This window comes from Micromonospora fiedleri (assembly GCF_016774385.1).
In the GTDB taxonomy this organism is placed as follows: domain Bacteria; phylum Actinomycetota; class Actinomycetes; order Mycobacteriales; family Micromonosporaceae; genus Micromonospora; species Micromonospora gifhornensis.
Genome location: NZ_JAETXL010000008.1, coordinates 155,024 through 170,923, shown reverse-complemented (window position 1 = coordinate 170,923; position 15,900 = coordinate 155,024). Strand labels below are relative to the sequence as shown.

At 69.8% G+C, this 15,900-nt stretch carries 15 protein-coding genes; 11 read left to right on the top strand and 4 right to left on the bottom strand.

Annotated features, from left to right (window positions below; all coding sequences use genetic code 11):
* Positions 1 to 789: 789 nt before the first annotated feature.
* Positions 790 to 1,959 (bottom strand): galactokinase, encoded by a 1,170-nt coding sequence (galK, locus tag JMF97_RS22630; RefSeq protein WP_203223356.1) that lies wholly within the window; start codon positions 1,957 to 1,959, stop codon positions 790 to 792.
* A complete protein-coding gene (galE, locus tag JMF97_RS22625) occupies positions 1,956 to 2,975 on the bottom strand; it encodes a UDP-glucose 4-epimerase GalE (protein WP_203223355.1) in 1,020 nt (339 codons plus the stop codon). Before galE ends, galK begins: the two co-directional genes overlap by 4 nt.
* Positions 2,976 to 3,021: 46 nt before the next feature.
* Between galE and JMF97_RS22620 the strand changes: the two genes are divergently transcribed.
* The 5 genes from JMF97_RS22620 to JMF97_RS22600 are packed head-to-tail and all read left to right on the top strand — an operon-like array spanning position 3,022 to position 7,143.
* Positions 3,022 to 4,014, top strand: a complete 993-nt coding sequence (locus JMF97_RS22620) for a hemolysin family protein (protein WP_203223354.1) — start codon at positions 3,022 to 3,024, stop codon at positions 4,012 to 4,014.
* Between the two features lie 33 nt (positions 4,015 to 4,047).
* Complete coding sequence (gene trpS, locus JMF97_RS22615) at positions 4,048 to 5,073, top strand: tryptophan--tRNA ligase (protein ID WP_013731500.1); 1,026 nt, start codon at positions 4,048 to 4,050, stop codon at positions 5,071 to 5,073.
* A 35-nt stretch (positions 5,074 to 5,108) separates the two neighbouring features.
* A complete protein-coding gene (locus tag JMF97_RS22610) occupies positions 5,109 to 5,678 on the top strand; it encodes a 2'-5' RNA ligase family protein (RefSeq protein WP_203223353.1) in 570 nt (189 codons plus the stop codon).
* A 56-nt stretch (positions 5,679 to 5,734) separates the two neighbouring features.
* Entirely contained in the window at positions 5,735 to 6,655 is a 921-nt protein-coding gene (locus tag JMF97_RS22605; RefSeq protein WP_203223352.1) for a YihY/virulence factor BrkB family protein, read from the top strand.
* A 56-nt stretch (positions 6,656 to 6,711) separates the two neighbouring features.
* Positions 6,712 to 7,143, top strand: coding sequence for a hypothetical protein (locus JMF97_RS22600; RefSeq protein WP_203223351.1), 432 nt, complete (start codon positions 6,712 to 6,714; stop codon positions 7,141 to 7,143).
* 99 nt (positions 7,144 to 7,242) lie between these two features.
* Here the strand turns inward: JMF97_RS22600 and JMF97_RS22595 are convergent, their stop codons facing one another.
* Both JMF97_RS22595 and JMF97_RS22590 read right to left on the bottom strand, forming a co-directional pair.
* Complete coding sequence (locus JMF97_RS22595; protein WP_203223350.1) at positions 7,243 to 8,874, bottom strand: glycoside hydrolase family 13 protein; 1,632 nt, start codon at positions 8,872 to 8,874, stop codon at positions 7,243 to 7,245.
* Between the two features lie 154 nt (positions 8,875 to 9,028).
* Positions 9,029 to 10,108 (bottom strand): LacI family DNA-binding transcriptional regulator, encoded by a 1,080-nt coding sequence (locus JMF97_RS22590; protein ID WP_203223349.1) that lies wholly within the window; start codon positions 10,106 to 10,108, stop codon positions 9,029 to 9,031.
* A gap of 318 nt (positions 10,109 to 10,426) precedes the next feature.
* On the opposite strand from JMF97_RS22590, the gene JMF97_RS22585 reads away from it, so the two are divergent.
* The 6 genes from JMF97_RS22585 (at position 10,427) to JMF97_RS22560 (ending at position 15,860) form a co-directional block, all read left to right on the top strand.
* Positions 10,427 to 11,728, top strand: coding sequence for an extracellular solute-binding protein (locus JMF97_RS22585; RefSeq protein ID WP_203223348.1), 1,302 nt, complete (start codon positions 10,427 to 10,429; stop codon positions 11,726 to 11,728).
* 141 nt (positions 11,729 to 11,869) lie between these two features.
* Positions 11,870 to 12,886 carry a carbohydrate ABC transporter permease gene (locus JMF97_RS22580; RefSeq protein WP_203223347.1) on the top strand — a complete coding sequence of 339 codons (1,017 nt, stop codon included), beginning with the start codon at positions 11,870 to 11,872 and terminating at the stop codon, positions 12,884 to 12,886.
* Positions 12,886 to 13,740 carry a sugar ABC transporter permease gene (locus tag JMF97_RS22575; protein WP_203223346.1) on the top strand — a complete coding sequence of 285 codons (855 nt, stop codon included), beginning with the start codon at positions 12,886 to 12,888 and terminating at the stop codon, positions 13,738 to 13,740. The genes JMF97_RS22580 and JMF97_RS22575 overlap by 1 nt, the downstream gene beginning before the upstream one ends.
* 47 nt (positions 13,741 to 13,787) lie before the next feature.
* On the top strand, positions 13,788 to 14,129 hold the full coding sequence (locus JMF97_RS22570; protein ID WP_203223345.1) for a hypothetical protein: 342 nt from the start codon (positions 13,788 to 13,790) through the stop codon (positions 14,127 to 14,129).
* 92 nt (positions 14,130 to 14,221) lie between these two features.
* A complete protein-coding gene (locus JMF97_RS22565; RefSeq protein ID WP_203223344.1) occupies positions 14,222 to 14,554 on the top strand; it encodes a hypothetical protein in 333 nt (110 codons plus the stop codon).
* A 238-nt stretch (positions 14,555 to 14,792) separates the two neighbouring features.
* Positions 14,793 to 15,860, top strand: coding sequence for a BMP family lipoprotein (locus JMF97_RS22560; protein WP_203223343.1), 1,068 nt, complete (start codon positions 14,793 to 14,795; stop codon positions 15,858 to 15,860).
* The last annotated feature ends 40 nt before the right edge of the window (positions 15,861 to 15,900 follow it).

Genomic DNA, 15,900 nt, shown 5'->3' with positions numbered 1-15,900 from the left:
CGCCGACCGGCCCCTCCGACCGGCCCCTCCGGCCGGCCCCGCTGTCCCCGCTTCTTGCCCGACCTCGCTCGTCAACTCGACGCGCCGTGACGGCCCGCGCCGCACCCGTGCCGCGCGGGCCGCACCCTTTTCGGGCCGCACCCTTTTCGGGCCGCACCCGCTTCCTGGCACACGGTCCTGCTTCCGGTTCGCGCGCCTGCTTCCGGGCCTACAGGCCTGCGCCCGGACCACGGTCCTGCTTACGGGCCGCGCCGTACCCAGAGGTGTGGATGTCCTCCCGGACCCCTTTGCTCTGCTTCAACCCACGCAACGGAATCCGGCGATACCTGTTGCGTGGGTTGAAGCAGAGCAAAGGAGAGTTGGCGAAGGTGCGCGGGCGCGCGTTCCAGCGTCCAAAGTGCGGTTGCCCCAGCGTTCCGGGATGCGTGTGCCCGGCGCTCCAAAGTGTGTTGCCGCGCGTCCCAAGGTGTGCGGTTCCTGCGATTCGGAGTGCACCACATCGATGGCGCCGGCGCTCCTGCCGTCACTTCACACCAAGACCATGCTCGATCTGGGATCGAGTGGCTATCAGTGCGCTCGGAGGCTACTCGATCCCAGATCGAGGCGAGATGCCGCGCGGGCGCGGCGCGCGAGGGTGGGCAGCGCGCGGGACGCGCGACAGCGCGCTGGGCGAGGCGGCTCGCTGGGCGCAGGGCGTGGGGCAGCGCCTGGGCGAGGCGGCTCGCGGGGCAGCGCGTGGGGCGGGGGCAGGGTGTGTGGGAGGGGAGAGAGAAGGAGGGCGGGAGCGGGTCAGTCGAGGCGGGTGGCGCCGGCGGCGGGGGTGACGGTGGTGTGGGTGGGGGCGGTGAAACCCCGTCGGGCGTACGCGTCGGTGACGGCGTTCGCGACCGTGTCGGAATGGTCGGCCTTGACCAGGGCGAGTACGCAGCCACCGAAGCCGCCGCCGGTCATCCGGGCACCGAGCGCGCCGGCGGCGAGGGCGGCCTCGACGGCAGTGTCGATCTCGGGAACGGTGATGGCGAAGTCGTCGCGCATGGAGGTGTGTGAGGCGACGAGCAGCGGGCCGATCTGCTGGATCTGTCGGGCGCGCAGCAGGTCGACGGTGTCACACACCCGCTGGTTCTCGGTGACCACGTGTCGGACCCGGCGGCGGGTCTCGTCGTCGGGGAGCCGGGCCAGCGCGTCGTCGAGGTTGTCGGTCGGGATGTCTCGCAGCGCGGGTACGTCGAGCAGGGCGGCGGCCTTCTCGCAGCTGTTGCGGCGGGCCGCGTACTCGCCGTCGACGTGGCGGTGCGGGGCGTTGCTGTCGATCACGAGGATGGCGAGGCCGGCGGCGGCCAGGTCGAACGGGATGTGTTCCACCTGCTGGGTGCGGCAGTCGAGGAAGAGGGCGTGCCCGGCGCGGCAGCGGATCGCCGCCGACTGGTCCATGATTCCGGTGGGTGCGCCGACGTAGTGGTTCTCGGCGCGCTGGGCCAGCCGGGGCTGGGCCTCGGCAGGCAGGTCGAGGCCACCGAGGTCGACCAGGGCGGCGAGCACGGCGGCCTCCAGCGCGGCGGAGGAGGACAGACCGGCGCCGAGCGGCACGTCGGAGGCGATCGCCAGCCGGGCACCGGGCACCCGGTAACCGGCCTCGCGTAGCGCCCAGACGATGCCGGCCACGTAGCCGGCCCAGCCGGTGACCCGGCCGGCGCCGGTCACCTCGGCGGCACCGAAGTCGACCGTTTCGCCGGTCAGCTCGGACCAGACCGTCCAGGTCTCGCCGGGCTGCGGTGCGGCGGCGGCGACGGTACGCAGGGGGAGGGCGAAGGGCAGCACGAAGCCGTCGTTGTAGTCGGTGTGCTCGCCGATCAGGTTGACCCGGCCGGGAGCCGCCCAGCGGCCGACGGGCGGCTCGGCGTACACCTGGTGGAAGCCGGCGGTGGCGCGGTCGGCGACGGTGCGGGCGGGGTCGGTCACGGCTGGGCCAGTCGGTGCGTGCGGTAGAAGGCCCAGGCGTCGTTGATCATGTCGTGCAAGGTCGGCTTCTGCGGTTCCCAGCCCAGCTCGGCGCGGGCCAGCGCGGCGGAGGCGACCAACTCGGCCGGGTCACCTTCGCGGCGGGGTGCCATCTCGACCGGCACGGGGTGGCCGGTGACCTCGCGGACCACCTCGACGACCTGCCGGTTGGTGAAGCCGTTGCCGTTGCCGAGGTTGTAGATGCGGTGCTGCCCGGGCACGGCGGCGTCGAGGGCGAGCAGGTGGGCCCGGGCCAGGTCGGCGACGTGGATGTAGTCGCGTACGCAGGTGCCGTCGATCGTGGGGTAGTCGTCGCCGAACAGTTGCAGCTTGTCCCGCCGGTCGGCGGCCACCTCCAGCGCGATCGGGATGAGGTGGGTCTCCGGGTCGTGGCGTTCGCCGAGGGCGGTGTCACCGTCGAGGTACGCCCCGGCGACGTTGAAGTAGCGCAGCGAGACGGCGGCCAGGCCGTGCCCGATCGCCTCGGAGGTGAGCGCCATGTCGACGGCGAGTTTGGTCGCCCCGTACGTGTTGGTGGGGGCCTTGACGGCCGTCTCGACGATGGGCAGCTCGACCGGGTTGCCGTAGACGGCGGCGGTGGAGGAGAAGACCAGCCGGGGTACGCGGGCGGCGCGGACCGCGTCGAGCAGGGCCAGCGAACCGACGGTGTTGTTGTGCCAGTACCGCTCGGGGGCGACCATCGACTCACCGGCGGCGATCAGCGCGGCGAAGTGCAACACGCCGTCGAAGCCGGCCTCCGGGGTGAGCACCCGCGCGGCGTCGTGGATGCCCGCCTCGACGAAGGTGGCGTCGGGGGCGAGGGCTTCCCGGTGACCGGTCCGTAGATCGTCCAGGACGACGACCTGGTGACCCGCGTCGAGCAACATCCGGGTCACCACGCTGCCGATGAAGCCGGCGCCGCCGGTGACGAGCAGTTTCACCTCGGTCCTCCTGCCTGGCCCGTTCGGTGTGGCCATGTGGTGAGGACAGCCTACGGCGGCTGTGCTGACTACCATCACTGTCATGCGGGCAGCGCGTCGGCGCGGATCCCGGCGGCGGTGGCAATCCCAGCCCCGCCGCGAGCCCGGGCGGCTCGCCCGGGCGGTGGCCCGGGTGGTGGTCCGGGCTGTCGACGGTGGGTTGCGGCTGGTCACGGCGTTGCTGGGCACGGGTCCGGCCGCCGGTCGGGAGCGGATCAGCGAGGCGGAGCTACGCGATCTGGTCGCCGCGAACACGGTGCTCGATCCGGTGGGCCGGCGCATCATCGACGAGGTGCTGGTGGCCGGGGCGAGTCTGGTGCGTGAGGTGATGATGCCCCGCACCGAGGTGGTGTTCCTGTCGGCGGCGTTGACCCTCGCCGAGGCCGAGCCGCTGGTCCGGGCCGGCATGCACACCCGCTATCCGGTGGTCGACGGCACCCACGACGACGTGGTCGGCTTCGTGCACCTGCGCGACGTGCTGTGGCATCCGGACCGCGATCCGGACACCACGGTCGGTGCGCTGGTCCGGGAGGTCAAGCGGCTGCCGGCCAGCAAGCGGGTGCTCGCCGCGTTGACCGAGATGCGGCGGGAGGGGCACCACCTGGCCGTGGTGATCGACGAGTACGGCGGTACGGCGGGCATCGTCACCTGCGAGGATCTGATCGAGGAACTGGTCGGTGAGATCCACGACGAGTACGCCGAGGGGCCGGAACCGGAGCTGGCCGGGCTGCCGGCGGTGGTGGAGGGGCGACTGAATCTCGCCGATTTCGCCGAACGCACCGCTGTGGTGCTGCCCGTCGGGCCGTACGAGACGGTGGGTGGGTTCGTGATGGCCGCGCTCGGGCGGCTGCCGAGGCCGGGTGACGAGGTTCCGGTGCCCGATCCGTCCGGGACGGGCGGCGGGTGGCTGCTGCGGGTGCTGACGCTCGACGGGCGTCGGGTGGCCCGGCTCGCGGTCACCGCCGGCCGCCTGCCCGAACAACGGCGGACGGTGGGTCGATCCGCCAGCCGGACCGGACCGGCCAGCCCGTCATGACGTACGCGGGGTGATGCTGACAGAATTGCCGGCATGTCCGACGTACCTGCCCGCCCGCGCGTCTTCTCCGGCATCCAGCCGACGGCCGACTCGTTCCACCTCGGCAACTACCTGGGTGCGGTGCGGCACTGGGTGGCGTTGCAGGAGTCGCACGACGCCGTCTACTGCGTGGTCGACCTGCACGCCATCACCGCCGGGCACGATCCGAAGGTGCTGCACCAGCGCAGTCGGGTGGCCGCAGCGCAGTTGCTCGCCGTCGGGTTGGACCCGGAGCGGTGCACGCTGTTCGTGCAGTCGCAGGTGCCCGAGCACGCGCAACTGGCCTGGGTGCTGGGTTGCCTCACCGGGTTCGGTGAGGCCAGCCGGATGACGCAGTTCAAGGACAAGTCGCAGAAGCAGGGCAACGAGCGGGCCAGCGTGGGCCTGTTCACGTACCCGATCCTGCAGGCCGCCGACATCCTGCTCTACCAGGCCAACGCGGTGCCGGTGGGTGAGGACCAGCGCCAGCACCTGGAGCTGTCCCGCGATCTGGCGCAGCGGTTCAACACGCACTTCGGGCCGACGTTCACCGTGCCCGTCCCGCACATCGTCAAGGCCACCGCGAAGATCACTGATCTTCAGGACCCGACGGCGAAGATGTCCAAGTCGTCCTCGTCGCCGGCGGGCATCGTCGACCTGCTGGAGGATCCGGCCCGCTCGGCCAAGAAGATCCGCTCGGCGGTCACCGACACCGGTCGCGAGATCGTCTTCGACGAGGAGACCAAGCCGGGCATCTCCAACCTGCTGACCATCTACTCGGCGCTGAGCGGGCGCGAGATCGACGATCTGGTCGCGGCGTACGACGGCAAGGGCTACGGCGATCTGAAGAAGGACCTCGCCGAGGTGGTCCGGGAGTTCGTCACGCCGATCCAGGCTCGGACCCGCTCCTACCTGGAGGACCCGGCCCAGTTGGACAAGCTGCTCGCCGCCGGGGCGGAGAAGGCGCGGCGGCTGGCGGTGCCGACGCTGCTCAAGGTGTACGAGCGGGTGGGCTTCTTCCCGCCGGTACGCGGCGAGTAGCCGTTCGCGGCAGCGCGGGCGGTCCGGACAGGTCGGTGGCCGAAGGAGTGGCGCGGAACGTGGATCACGGGAGCGGGTCGCCGGATGCCGGCGACACCATCCAGATCGGCATCGCGGTGGACATCCCCGAGCCGTGGGGCGGCACGCTGACTCGGCGTCGGTTGGCCTCCGGCGACCCGAACACGGTGCCGGCCCATGTCACCCTGCTCGGGCCGACCGAGATCCCGGTGTCCGCGCTGCCCGCGGTGGAGCGGCATCTCGCTCAGGTCGCCGCCGCCCACCTCCCGTTCACCCTGCACCTGCGGGGCACCGGCACGTTCCGGCCGGTGACCCAGGTGGTCTTCGTCGCGGTCGCCGCCGGCATCAGCGAGTGCGAACTGTTGGCTGCGGCGATCAACGCCGCCCCCGAGCTGCAGCGGGAGCTTCGCTTCCCCTACCACCCGCACGTGACGGTGGCGCAGGATGTCGCGCCGGAGGCCCTGGATCAGGCGTACGAGGATCTGGCGGACTTCTCGGCGATGTTCGAGGTGGAGCACTTCACGCTCTTCTCGCACAGTGGTGAGGCCCGGTTCCAGCCCCGTCGGGACTTCCGGCTGGGCGGTTGACCTCCGGCCGCGCCGAGGAGCGAGCGCGGCGGCGAGGAAGCGGCGAGGATGACTAGGTGAACCTCCTGGGGCGGGTCGAAGCGGGCATCGACCGCCGACTCAGCGCCGCCCGGCACCGCTGGCCGGCCTTCGGGCATCTGTGGCGGGCCGGGGTGCGCTACACCGATCTTCAGGGTGGTCGGCTGGCCGCCGCGATCGCGTACTACGGGTTCTTCGCGGTCTTCGCGCTCGCGCTGGTGGCGTACGCGGCGTTCGGTGCCCTCCTCGACGACAACGACGAGGTACGCGCGGCGGCGGAGGAGTTCCTCGGGGAGAATCTGCCGTTCCTCGATCCGGCCCAGGTCGCCGACAGCAGTGGCACGGTCGGGGTGGTGGGTCTGCTGATCCTGATCCTGACCGGGATCGGCTGGGTCGAGGCGATCCGTTCCTCGCAGCGGCTGATCCACGGTCTCAACCAGCATCCGGGCAACCTGGTCGTCCGCCGGCTCGTCGATCTCGGGGTGCTGCTCGTGGTCTTCGTGCTCCTCGGCGCCTCGGTGGCGGCGGTGGACGCGCTGGAGTCGCTGCTGCGCTTCCTGCTGCGCAGCACCGGATCGATCGGGTTGACCACGGTCAGCGCGGTGCTCAGCGTGCTGGTCAACGCGGTGTTGGCCACCCTGATGCTGATCGTGGTGCCTCGGGTGCAGATGAGTCGGGCGCGGCTGCGGCCGGTGGTGCTGCTGGTCGCGATCGGCATCACCCTGCTCAACACGGTCGGCCGGTTCTGGGTGGGGCGGGTCGAGCACAACCCGGCGTACACCGTGGTGGCCACCGCCGTGGGCCTGCTGGTCTACCTGTACCTGCTCAACCAGTTGGTGCTCTTCGGCGCGGCGTTGGCGGCGACCAGCCGGCGCGGGCGGGTGGTGGACCTGGCGGGTGGCCGGCGTTCCGATCTCGACTCGGACACCGATCCGGGTACCCCGGGCGGGGCTGGTTGATCCGGTGATGTGCCGAACTTGCCGCGGGAGGTTCGGGCAGCGGCGATGATGGGCCGGTGGGGGCACTCGTGACGTTGGACCTGCCCAGCGACTCGCCGCTGAGCGAGCTGCCGTGGATCATCACGTTCGGCCCGCTCGGTGACGACGAGTGGGAGCCAGTGGTCTGTGGTCCGTACGAGCGGCCGCACGCGCTGGCCCTGGCCGAGGCGCTGGTCGCCGACGACGAGCTGATGGCGGTGGTCGAGCCGCTGATACCTGCGGTCTCGGTGGACCAGATCCGGGGCGAGATCGCCGCCGCCCAACTCGCCGCCGCGGACGAGACGGTCCAGGTGGAGCGGGCCGACCTCTACGGCGACTACGAGGACACCATCGACGAGGAGGAGTTGGCGGCCGAGGACGACCACGTCACCGGCCCGCTGCCGGTGCCGGACGTGGCCGAGCTGCGTGCCGGTTTTGCCCGGATCGCCGCCCAGTTGACCGACGGTTGACGTGGTGCGCCAGCGAGCCGGGTGTTGGTCGGCGGTCAGCCCCAGTCGTCCGGCGGCGCGCAGCACGCCGGACGACCAGGTTGCTGATGGACTACCCGTTCAGCGCCGTTCGAACCAGGCGGCCGCGTCGACGGGGAGCACGTGGCCACCGTGCTGCTCGGTGAGCGCCTCGCTGGCCACCAGCGGGGTGCCGTAGCCGTCGAGCCGTACCGGGGTGTCGCCGGTGTTGACCACGCAGGTCAGCACCGTGTCGCCGGTGGACCGGCTGAAGGCGAGCACGTCGGGCGCGGTCTCCTGCCAGGTGATGCCGCCGGTGCCGGCGAGGGCGGGGTGGCTGTGACGGATCCGCAGCGCCGCCCGGTACAGCTCCAGGGTCGAGCCGGGCACGCCGGTCTGGGCGGCCACCGACAGCGCACGCCAGGTGGCCGGGGCCGGCAGCCAGCTCAGCTCACTGCCGACCGGCCCGAAACCGTACGGGGCCACCTCGCCGCTCCACGGGATGGGCACCCGGCAGCCGTCCCGGCTCTCGCCGGTACGCAGGAAGGCCGGGTCCTGGCGCAGCTCGTCGGGCAGGTCGAGCACCTCCGGCAGCCCCAGTTCCTCACCCTGGTAGAGGTAGGCGCAGCCGGGCAGGGCGAGCATCATCAGCGCGGCGGCGCGAGCCCGGCGCAGGCCGACCTCACCGTCGCCGTAGCGGGTGACGTGCCGCTGACGGTCGTGGTTGGACAGCACCCAGGTGGTCGGGGCGCCGACGATCGTCGACTCGGCCAGCGCGGTGTCGACCACCTTGCGGAACGAGTCGGCCGACCAGGTGGCGTCGAGGAAGTCGAAGCTGAACGCCTGGTGCAGCTCGTCCGGTCCGATGTAGCGGGCCAGCCGCTGCGGGGTCTCGGCCCAGGCCTCGGCCACCGCCATCCGGCCGCCGGGGTAGCTGTCCAGGATGGGCCGCCAGGCGCGGTAGATGTCGTGCACCTCGTCCTGGTCGAAGTAGGGCAGCCGACCCTTGCCGAGCAGTTCGGACTGACGGCGGCCGGTGGTCATCGAGTTGAAACCGACGTCCGGCAGCCCTTCGGCCTTGATCATGCCGTGGGCCACGTCGATGCGGAACCCGTCGACCCCACGGTCCAGCCAGAACCGCAGGATGTCCTCGAACTCGGCGCGTACCTGGGGGTTGCGCCAGTTCAGGTCGGGCTGGGCGGGGTCGAACAGGTGCAGGTACCACTGGCCGTCCGGCACCCGGGTCCAGGCCGGGCCGCCGAAGATGCTCTCCCAGTCGTTTGGCGGCAGCTCGCCGTCGGTGCCCTTGCCGTCGGCGAACAGGTAACGCTCGCGTTCGGGTGAGCCGGGTCCGGCCGCCAACGCCGCCTGGAACCAGGGATGCCGGTCGGAGGTGTGGTTGGGCACGATGTCGACGATGATCCGCAGGCCGAGGGCGTGGGCGTCGGTGATCATCGCCTCGAAGTCGCCGAGCGTGCCGAACATCGGGTCGACGTCCCGGTAGTCGGCGACGTCGTAGCCGCCGTCGACCATCGGGGAGGTGTAGAAGGGGGTCAGCCAGAGCGCATCCACGCCCAGGTCGCGCAGGTACGGCAGGCGTGCCCGAATGCCCGGTAGGTCGCCGATGCCGTCACCGTTGGCGTCGGCGAAGCTGCGGACGTAGACCTGGTAGACGACGGCGGATCGCCACCAGTCGGCGTCGGAGGTCAGCGGCGAGGGGTTGCTGACGGTCATCGGGTGTTCCCCGTTCTGTGGCGCGGGACGGCGGCACCCGCGCGTGGCAACGGTGGGACGACGCGGGTGTCTGTGCAGAATGCCGGGCCACCGCTGCAAGAGTCAAGCAGACCTTGCGCAAGAATTGCCTACGGCCGCCGGGATGCGCCCGGTGTCAGGCCGGAACCGCCAACGCCGGCGGCGTGGGGCGCTGCCGGCCGCCCTGCGCGGGCGGGGTGTCCGTCCGGGCCACCGCCGTCGAGCCGCGTACCACCAGTTCAGGCCGGAACAGGTACTCCGAGTGCGGGGCGCCGTGGCCGTTGATCTCGTCGACCAGCGCCCGGACGGCGGCGACCGCCATCGCGGCCACCGGCTGCCGCATGGTGGTCAGCGGTGGGTCGGTGAAGGCCATCAGCGGTGAGTCGTCGTACCCGACCACGGAGAGGTCACCCGGTACGGAGAGCCCGCGCTGCCGGGCGGCCCGGATCGCGCCGAGCGCCATCAGGTCGGAGCCGCAGACGATGCCGGTGACGCCGCGCTCGATCAGCCGTCCGGCTGCCGCCTCGCCGCCCTCCACACCGAACAGCGACAGTTCGGTCAGGTCGGTCAACTCGTCCTCGGGGATGTCGGTGAGGCGCTGCATGGCCGTCTTGTATCCGCTGACCTTACGCAGCACCGGCACGAACCGGTCCGGGCCGGTGATCAGGCCGATCCGACGGTGGCCCAGGGCCACCAGGTGCGCGACCGCCAACTCCGCCGCCTCCCGGTCGTCGCAGGAGACGAACGGTGCGCCGAGCCCGGGGGCGTACCCGTTGATCATGACGATGGGCAGTGGCCGGGCGATCAGGGTCCGGTACCGGTCGTGGTCGGCGGCGGTGTCGGCGTGCAGGCCGGAGACGAAGACGATGCCGGAGACCTGCCGGTCGAGCAGCATCTCGACGTACTCGTCCTCGCGGACGCCGCCGGGAGTCTGGGTGCACAGCACCGGGGTGTAGCCGGTGGGCGCCAGCGCCGACTCGATGATCTGGGCGAAGGCGGGGAAGATCGGGTTGTCCAGCTCCGGCACCACCAGCCCGACCAGCCCGGCGCTGCGTTTGCGCAGTCGGGCGGGGCGTTCGTAGCCGAGCACGTCGAGGGCGGTCAGGACGGCCTGCCGGGTTTCGGGTGCCACGCCGGGGCGGTCGTTGAGCACCCGCGACACCGTGGCCTCACTGACGTCGGCCTGCTGGGCGATGTCGGACAAGCGAGCGCGCATGGCGGCACTGTAGCTCACGGCCAAGTTCTTGCGCAGTAGGCAGCAAGAACTTGCACAATCGAGCAGCGGATGCCGGAAAGGTGCCTACTGTGCGGGCGTACCCCCCGCGTGAGCGTGGGCTTTACGTGGACTCCTGCTCACCTTGGGTGAGGTGGGGTCGCCCTGACAAGCGGCGAAATGCCCAGTTGACGACACTTGTCGACGATTGACGTTGCGGATGGGGCACGGTTGTTGCAGGGAGGTTCGCAAGGGGTTTCGAGTTACGAAAACTCTTGCTACTGTCCCCGCCGTTACCCGGCAGGCAATTTAGGAGCGAACATGCGTCGCATAGCCAGGGGGATCGCCGTACTCGCCTCCGCCAGTCTCGCCCTCACCGTCGCCGCGTGCGGCGGAGAGGACAAGGCGGCCGAGGAGCAGCCCAAGGCCGACCCCGCCTCCCTCACCGCGGAACTGACCTGGTGGGACACCTCCGACCCGCAGAACGAGGGCCCGGCGTTCAAGGAGTTGATCGCCAAGTTCAACCAGACCTACCCGAACGTGAAGATCAACTACCAGTCGGTCCCGTTCGGCGAGGCCCAGAACAAGTTCAAGACCGCCGCGCAGGCCAAGACCGGTGCGCCGGACATCCTGCGGGCCGAGGTGGCCTGGGTGCCCGAGTTCGCCTCGCTCGGCTACCTCTACGCGCTCGACGGCTCGGAGCTGCTCAGCGACGCGTCCGACTTCCTGGCGACCCCGCTCGCCTCCAACAAGTACGACGGCAAGACCTACGGCGTCCCGCAGGTCACCGACAGCCTCGCGCTGATGTACAACAAGGAACTGCTGACCAAGGCCGGCATCAGCGCACCGCCGAAGACCTGGGCCGAGCTGAAGTCCGCCGCGCAGACCATCAAGGACTCAACCGACGCCGAGGGCGTGTACGTCAACCCGGCCGGCTACTTCATGCTGCCCTTCATGTACGGCGAGGGTGGTGACCTGGTCGACCCCGAGGCCAAGAAGATCATCGTCAACTCCGAGCAGAACGCCGCCGGGCTGGCGATCGCCAAGGACCTGATCGACAGTGGCGCCGCCGCCAAGCCGTCCGCCAACGACGCCTACGGCACCATGATGACCCTGTTCAAGGAGCAGAAGGTCGCCATGATCATCAACGGGCCGTGGGAGGTCAACAACGTCTCCTCGGCACCGGACTTCGGCGGCCTGAAGAACCTGGGCATCGCCCCGGTGCCGGCCGGCTCGGCCCGCGCCGGTGGCCCGGTCGGCGGCCACAACTACGTGATCTGGTCCGGCATGCCGCAGGAGAAGATCGACGCCGCCGTCGCGTTCGTGAAGTTCATGGCCTCCGCCGAGTCGCAGGCGTTCCTGTCGGAGAAGCTCGGCCTGCTGCCCACCCGTACCTCCGCGTACCAGGTGGACGCGGTCAAGAACAACCCCGTGGTGGCTGCCTTCCAGGCGGTGAACGAGGCGGCCGTGGGTCGCCCGTGGATCCCCGAGGCCGGTCAGTTCTTCGGCCCGCTCGACCAGATGGCCACCGAGGTCCTGATCCAGAACAAGGACCCCAAGGCCGCGCTGGACGGCGTCGCCAAGAAGTACAAGGCCGAGGTCGTTCCCGGCTACGGGCTCTGAGCCCAACCGTCGGCGGGCCGGCGCGGTAGGCCCGCCTCCGTACACCGGTGACACGCCGGTGAACCTTCGGCACCCGGCAGCGGGTCGGCGACCGTCACGGTCGCCGGCCCGGCCGGACCCTCTGCTCTGGAGCGCAGCTGGATGACCACCGTGACTGCCGACCCGGCGCCGCCGTCGACGCCGCCCGGCCGACCTGCTCGTCCCTCCCGGCTGCGCCGCAGCTGGGAGAAGCACTGGTACGCCTGGGCGATGGTGCTGCCCGTCGTCATCGTCCTGGCAGTTCTGATCTTCTACCCGCTGTTCCGCGGGATCTGGCTCTCCTTCACCAACCTCACCGAGGCCAACCAGGTCGCCGAGATCTGCACCAGGTCGATCACCGGCGGCGAGGTCTGCACCGACAACCCCAACAAGTGGGAGTTCGTCGGGCTGGACAACTACGTGCGGGTGCTCACCGGCGAGGTCGGCGAGTTCTGGCAGTGGACCGGGGTCACGCTGATCTGGACGTTCGTCTGCGTGGCCTGCCACTTCGGGCTGGGCCTGGGCCTGGCCAACATGCTCAACCGCCCGATGCGGGCCCGCGGGGTCTACCGGGTGCTGCTGGTGCTGCCGTGGGCGGTGCCGGCCTTCGTCAGCGCGTTCGCCTGGAAGTTCATCTTCAACGAGCGCTTCGGCCTGGCCAACGCGCTGCTCACCGCCCTCGGTATCGACCCGGTCTCCTGGTTCGCCGACCGGTGGACCGCCCTGCTCACCGCCATCATCACCAACGTCTGGCTGGGTGTGCCGTTCATGATGGTGGCCCTGCTCGGCGGCATGCAGACCATCCCGAGCGAGCTGTACGAGGCGGCCGAGATCGACGGCGCGTCGGCCTGGCAGCGGTTCAGGAACATCACCCTGCCCGGGCTGCGTCCGGTCAGCATGACGGTGGTGCTGCTCGGCACCATCTGGACCTTCAACATGTTCCCGATCATCTTCCTGGTGACCGAGGGGCAGCCGGCCGGGCAGAGCGAGATCCTGGTGACCGGTGCGTACCGGGCCGCCTTCGAAGGCATCCGCAACTACTCGCTGGCCTCGACGTACGGCGTACTGATCCTGTCGATCCTGCTGGTCTTCTCGGTTTTCTACCGGCGGGTGCTGCGCAAGCAAGGCGAGGTGTGGTGATGAGCAAGGTGACGCGCCGCGGGCATCGGCGACGCAGCCCGGCGATGTCCGTCCTGCTGCACGGCACGCTGATCCTGGCCTCGCTGATCGCGATCGGCCCGATCGTCTGGGTGCTGCTCTCCTCGCTCAAGCCCGGGTACGCGATCCAGAGCAGCGAGCTGACCCTGTTCCGGGACACCACGCTGGCGAACTACCGCTACGTGCTCACCGAGACGAACTTCCCGCGCTGGTTCCTCAACTCGGTGATCGTTGCGGCCTTCACCATGACCATCGGCATCTTCCTGTCCGCCACCACCGGCTATGCGGTGTCCCGGTTCAACTTCCCGGGCCGCCGACCGCTGATGCTGGTCTTCCTGGTCACCCAGATGTTCCCGGTGGCCATCCTGATCGTGCCGATCTACACGATCCTGGCCCGGTTGGGCCTGATCAACACCATGCCGGCGCTGATCGTCGCGTACCTGACCATCGCGGTGCCGTTCTGCGCCTGGATGTTGAAGGGCTACTTCGACTCCATTCCGACCTCGCTGGACGAGGCGGCGGCGCTGGACGGCTGCGGGCCGTTCGCCATCTTCTGGCGGGTGGTGCTGCCGCTGGCCCGCCCGGCCGTGGCGGTCACCGCCTTCTACACCTTCCTCACCGCCTGGGGCGAGGTGGCGTACGCCTCGGCGTTCATCCAGACCGACAACAAGTTCACCCTGGCGTACGGGCTCCAGCAGTTCGTGCCGCAGTTCAACCCGCAGTGGGAGTACCTGACGGCCGCCGCCGTCCTGGTGACCGTCCCGGCCGGGCTGGTCTTCTTCTTCGCCCAGAAGCACCTGGTGTCCGGCCTGACGGCCGGTGGCACGAAGGGCTGACCGAGTGGCTCTACTACGATCCGTCGTTGATGGGGCAGGATAGGTGGATGGAAGCACTCCGACTCATCCTCCTCTACGTCCACCTCATCGGGTTCGCGCTGCTGCTGGGCGGTGCGATCGCGCAATACATCGGTGGCAAGCTCCGGATCAACGCGGCCATGCTCTGGGGCGCGGTGATCCAGCTGCTGACCGGCATCGGCCTGTCCGCCCCGCTGCGCGACGGCGACGAGCCGCATCCGGGCAAGCTCGTCACGAAGCTGGTCATCGCCCTGGCGATCTTCGTGATGGTCTTCTTCTCCCGGAAGCGTGACGAGGTCAACCGGGGTCATTTCCTCGCTATTGTCGGGCTGACTCTGGTCAATGCGGCGGTGGCCGTCTTCTGGCGGTGACCGGCGAGTTCACACGATGATTGTGTGAATCCGGCTGGATTTCATAGTTCGGTGGGTCAGGCGGGGCCGGGAAAGGCCCCGCCTGACCCCGTGTGCTGCTCGGCACGGTGCAGCGGGTATCCGCCGACCGTGCCGCAGTCAATTGCGAAATCCGCTTTGCGCCGGGTTTTGTGTGCGGCGGCGCATATCGCGCCGAGGACCCCGACGATGTGTCGGGGTCGTGCGGCGATGGGGATTTCCCGGCGTGGATGGCTTTGTCCGCGACCGCGAACCCGGGCGGTGGGAGAAGTCGTTCCCGCTGGCCCCGGCGCGCGGAATGCAAGATCGAAAATGTGGTCGACGATGAGCGGTATGGGGGCGGCCGTCAGCGCGATGACCGGTATTCGACGGAATGCCGGATCTGCAATCGGGGTGGCGCGATCTGACAGGTGATCAAACCTGACAAAGCGTTACGAGAGAGTGAGCTTCCCCACCGCAAGCATTACGTACGGGTAACAGGCCTCCAACAGTCCTGCACGCTTGTCGTTGGTCAGATGGACGCGGGCGTACGCTCGGCGTCCGTAACGTGGGAGACCGGCGGCAAGGCGCAGGCCGGTTCAAGGGCAGCCACCGCAACCACGCGGTGTGCAATGGAAGGGAGACGTCTTGCGCTCGGTGCGTGGGATGCGGATTGCCTCGATGATCGCGGCGGGTGGGCTCGTACTGAGCGCTGCCGCCTGTGGCGAGGCGCCGGATGAGGACAACAACGCCGGCTCCGGCGGCGAGAAGTACACCGCCTGTATGGTCACCGACGTCGGCGGCATCGACGACAAGTCGTTCAACGCCTCGGCCTGGAAGGGCCTTGAGGCCGCCAAGGCCGAAAACAGCAACATCGACATCAAGTACGTCGCGTCGCGGGCCGAGGCCGACTACGAGCCCAACCTTTCCGCGTACGTCAACCAGGACTGCGACTTCATCCTGGCCGTCGGCGGCCTGATGGGCGAAGCCACCAAGAAGATCGCCGAGGCGAACCCGAACCAGCAGTTCGCCATCGTCGACGCCAACCCCGGCGTGGCCAACGTCTACCCGATGGAGTTCGACACCGCGCAGGCCGGCTTCCTCGCCGGCTACGTCGCCGCCGGCATGAGCGAGAGCGGCAAGGTCGGCACCTACGGCGGCATGAAGATCCCGCCGGTGACCATCTTCATGGACGGCTTCGTCGACGGCGTGGCCCACTACAACCAGGCCAAGAGCGCCAAGGTCCAGGCCCTCGGTTGGAACAAGGAGACCCAGAACGGCTCCTTCACCAACGACTTCGTCAAGCAGGACGAGGGCAAGAAGGTCAGCGACGCGCTGGTCGCCCAGGGCGCGGACATCGTCATGCCGGTCGCCGGTGGCGCCGGCCTCGGCACCACCGGTGCCGCCAAGGCCTCCGGTGGCAAGTACAACACCATCTGGGTGGACGTCGACGGCTGCGAGAGCACGCCGGACTGCTCGGCGATCATCACCACCGTGGTGAAGAACATCCCGGGTGCGGTCAAGGAGGCCGTGCTGAAGGCCGCCGGTGGCGAGAAGCTCAGCGCCGAGCAGGGCTTCGTCGGCACCCTGGCCAACGACGGCGTCTCGCTCGCCCCGTACCACGAGTTCGACAGCAAGGTCCCGGCCGAGCTCAAGGCCGAGGTCGACAAGCTGAAGGCGGACATCGCCGCCGGCACCGTCAAGGTCGAGTCGGCCGCCCAGCCGAAGAGTTGAGCCCTGCGCCGCCCGCCTGCAGTGCGACGATCACCGTAGG

What these genes read in the sequence shown, in the direction of transcription:
- JMF97_RS22570 (WP_203223345.1), top strand. Translation starts at nt 13,788, where the DNA reads ATGGAAGCACTCCGACTCATCCTCCTCTACGTCCACCTCATCGGGTTC.
- JMF97_RS22560 (WP_203223343.1), top strand. Translation starts at nt 14,793, where the DNA reads ATGCGGATTGCCTCGATGATCGCGGCGGGTGGGCTCGTACTGAGCGCT.
- JMF97_RS22590 (WP_203223349.1), bottom strand. Translation starts at nt 10,108, where the DNA reads ATGCGCGCTCGCTTGTCCGACATCGCCCAGCAGGCCGACGTCAGTGAG.
- JMF97_RS22620 (WP_203223354.1), top strand. Translation starts at nt 3,022, where the DNA reads ATGCGGGCAGCGCGTCGGCGCGGATCCCGGCGGCGGTGGCAATCCCAG.
- galE (WP_203223355.1), bottom strand. Translation starts at nt 2,975, where the DNA reads ATGGCCACACCGAACGGGCCAGGCAGGAGGACCGAGGTGAAACTGCTC.
- JMF97_RS22585 (WP_203223348.1), top strand. Translation starts at nt 10,427, where the DNA reads ATGCGTCGCATAGCCAGGGGGATCGCCGTACTCGCCTCCGCCAGTCTC.
- JMF97_RS22595 (WP_203223350.1), bottom strand. Translation starts at nt 8,874, where the DNA reads ATGACCGTCAGCAACCCCTCGCCGCTGACCTCCGACGCCGACTGGTGG.
- JMF97_RS22575 (WP_203223346.1), top strand. Translation starts at nt 12,886, where the DNA reads ATGAGCAAGGTGACGCGCCGCGGGCATCGGCGACGCAGCCCGGCGATG.
- JMF97_RS22580 (WP_203223347.1), top strand. Translation starts at nt 11,870, where the DNA reads ATGACCACCGTGACTGCCGACCCGGCGCCGCCGTCGACGCCGCCCGGC.
- trpS (WP_013731500.1), top strand. Translation starts at nt 4,048, where the DNA reads ATGTCCGACGTACCTGCCCGCCCGCGCGTCTTCTCCGGCATCCAGCCG.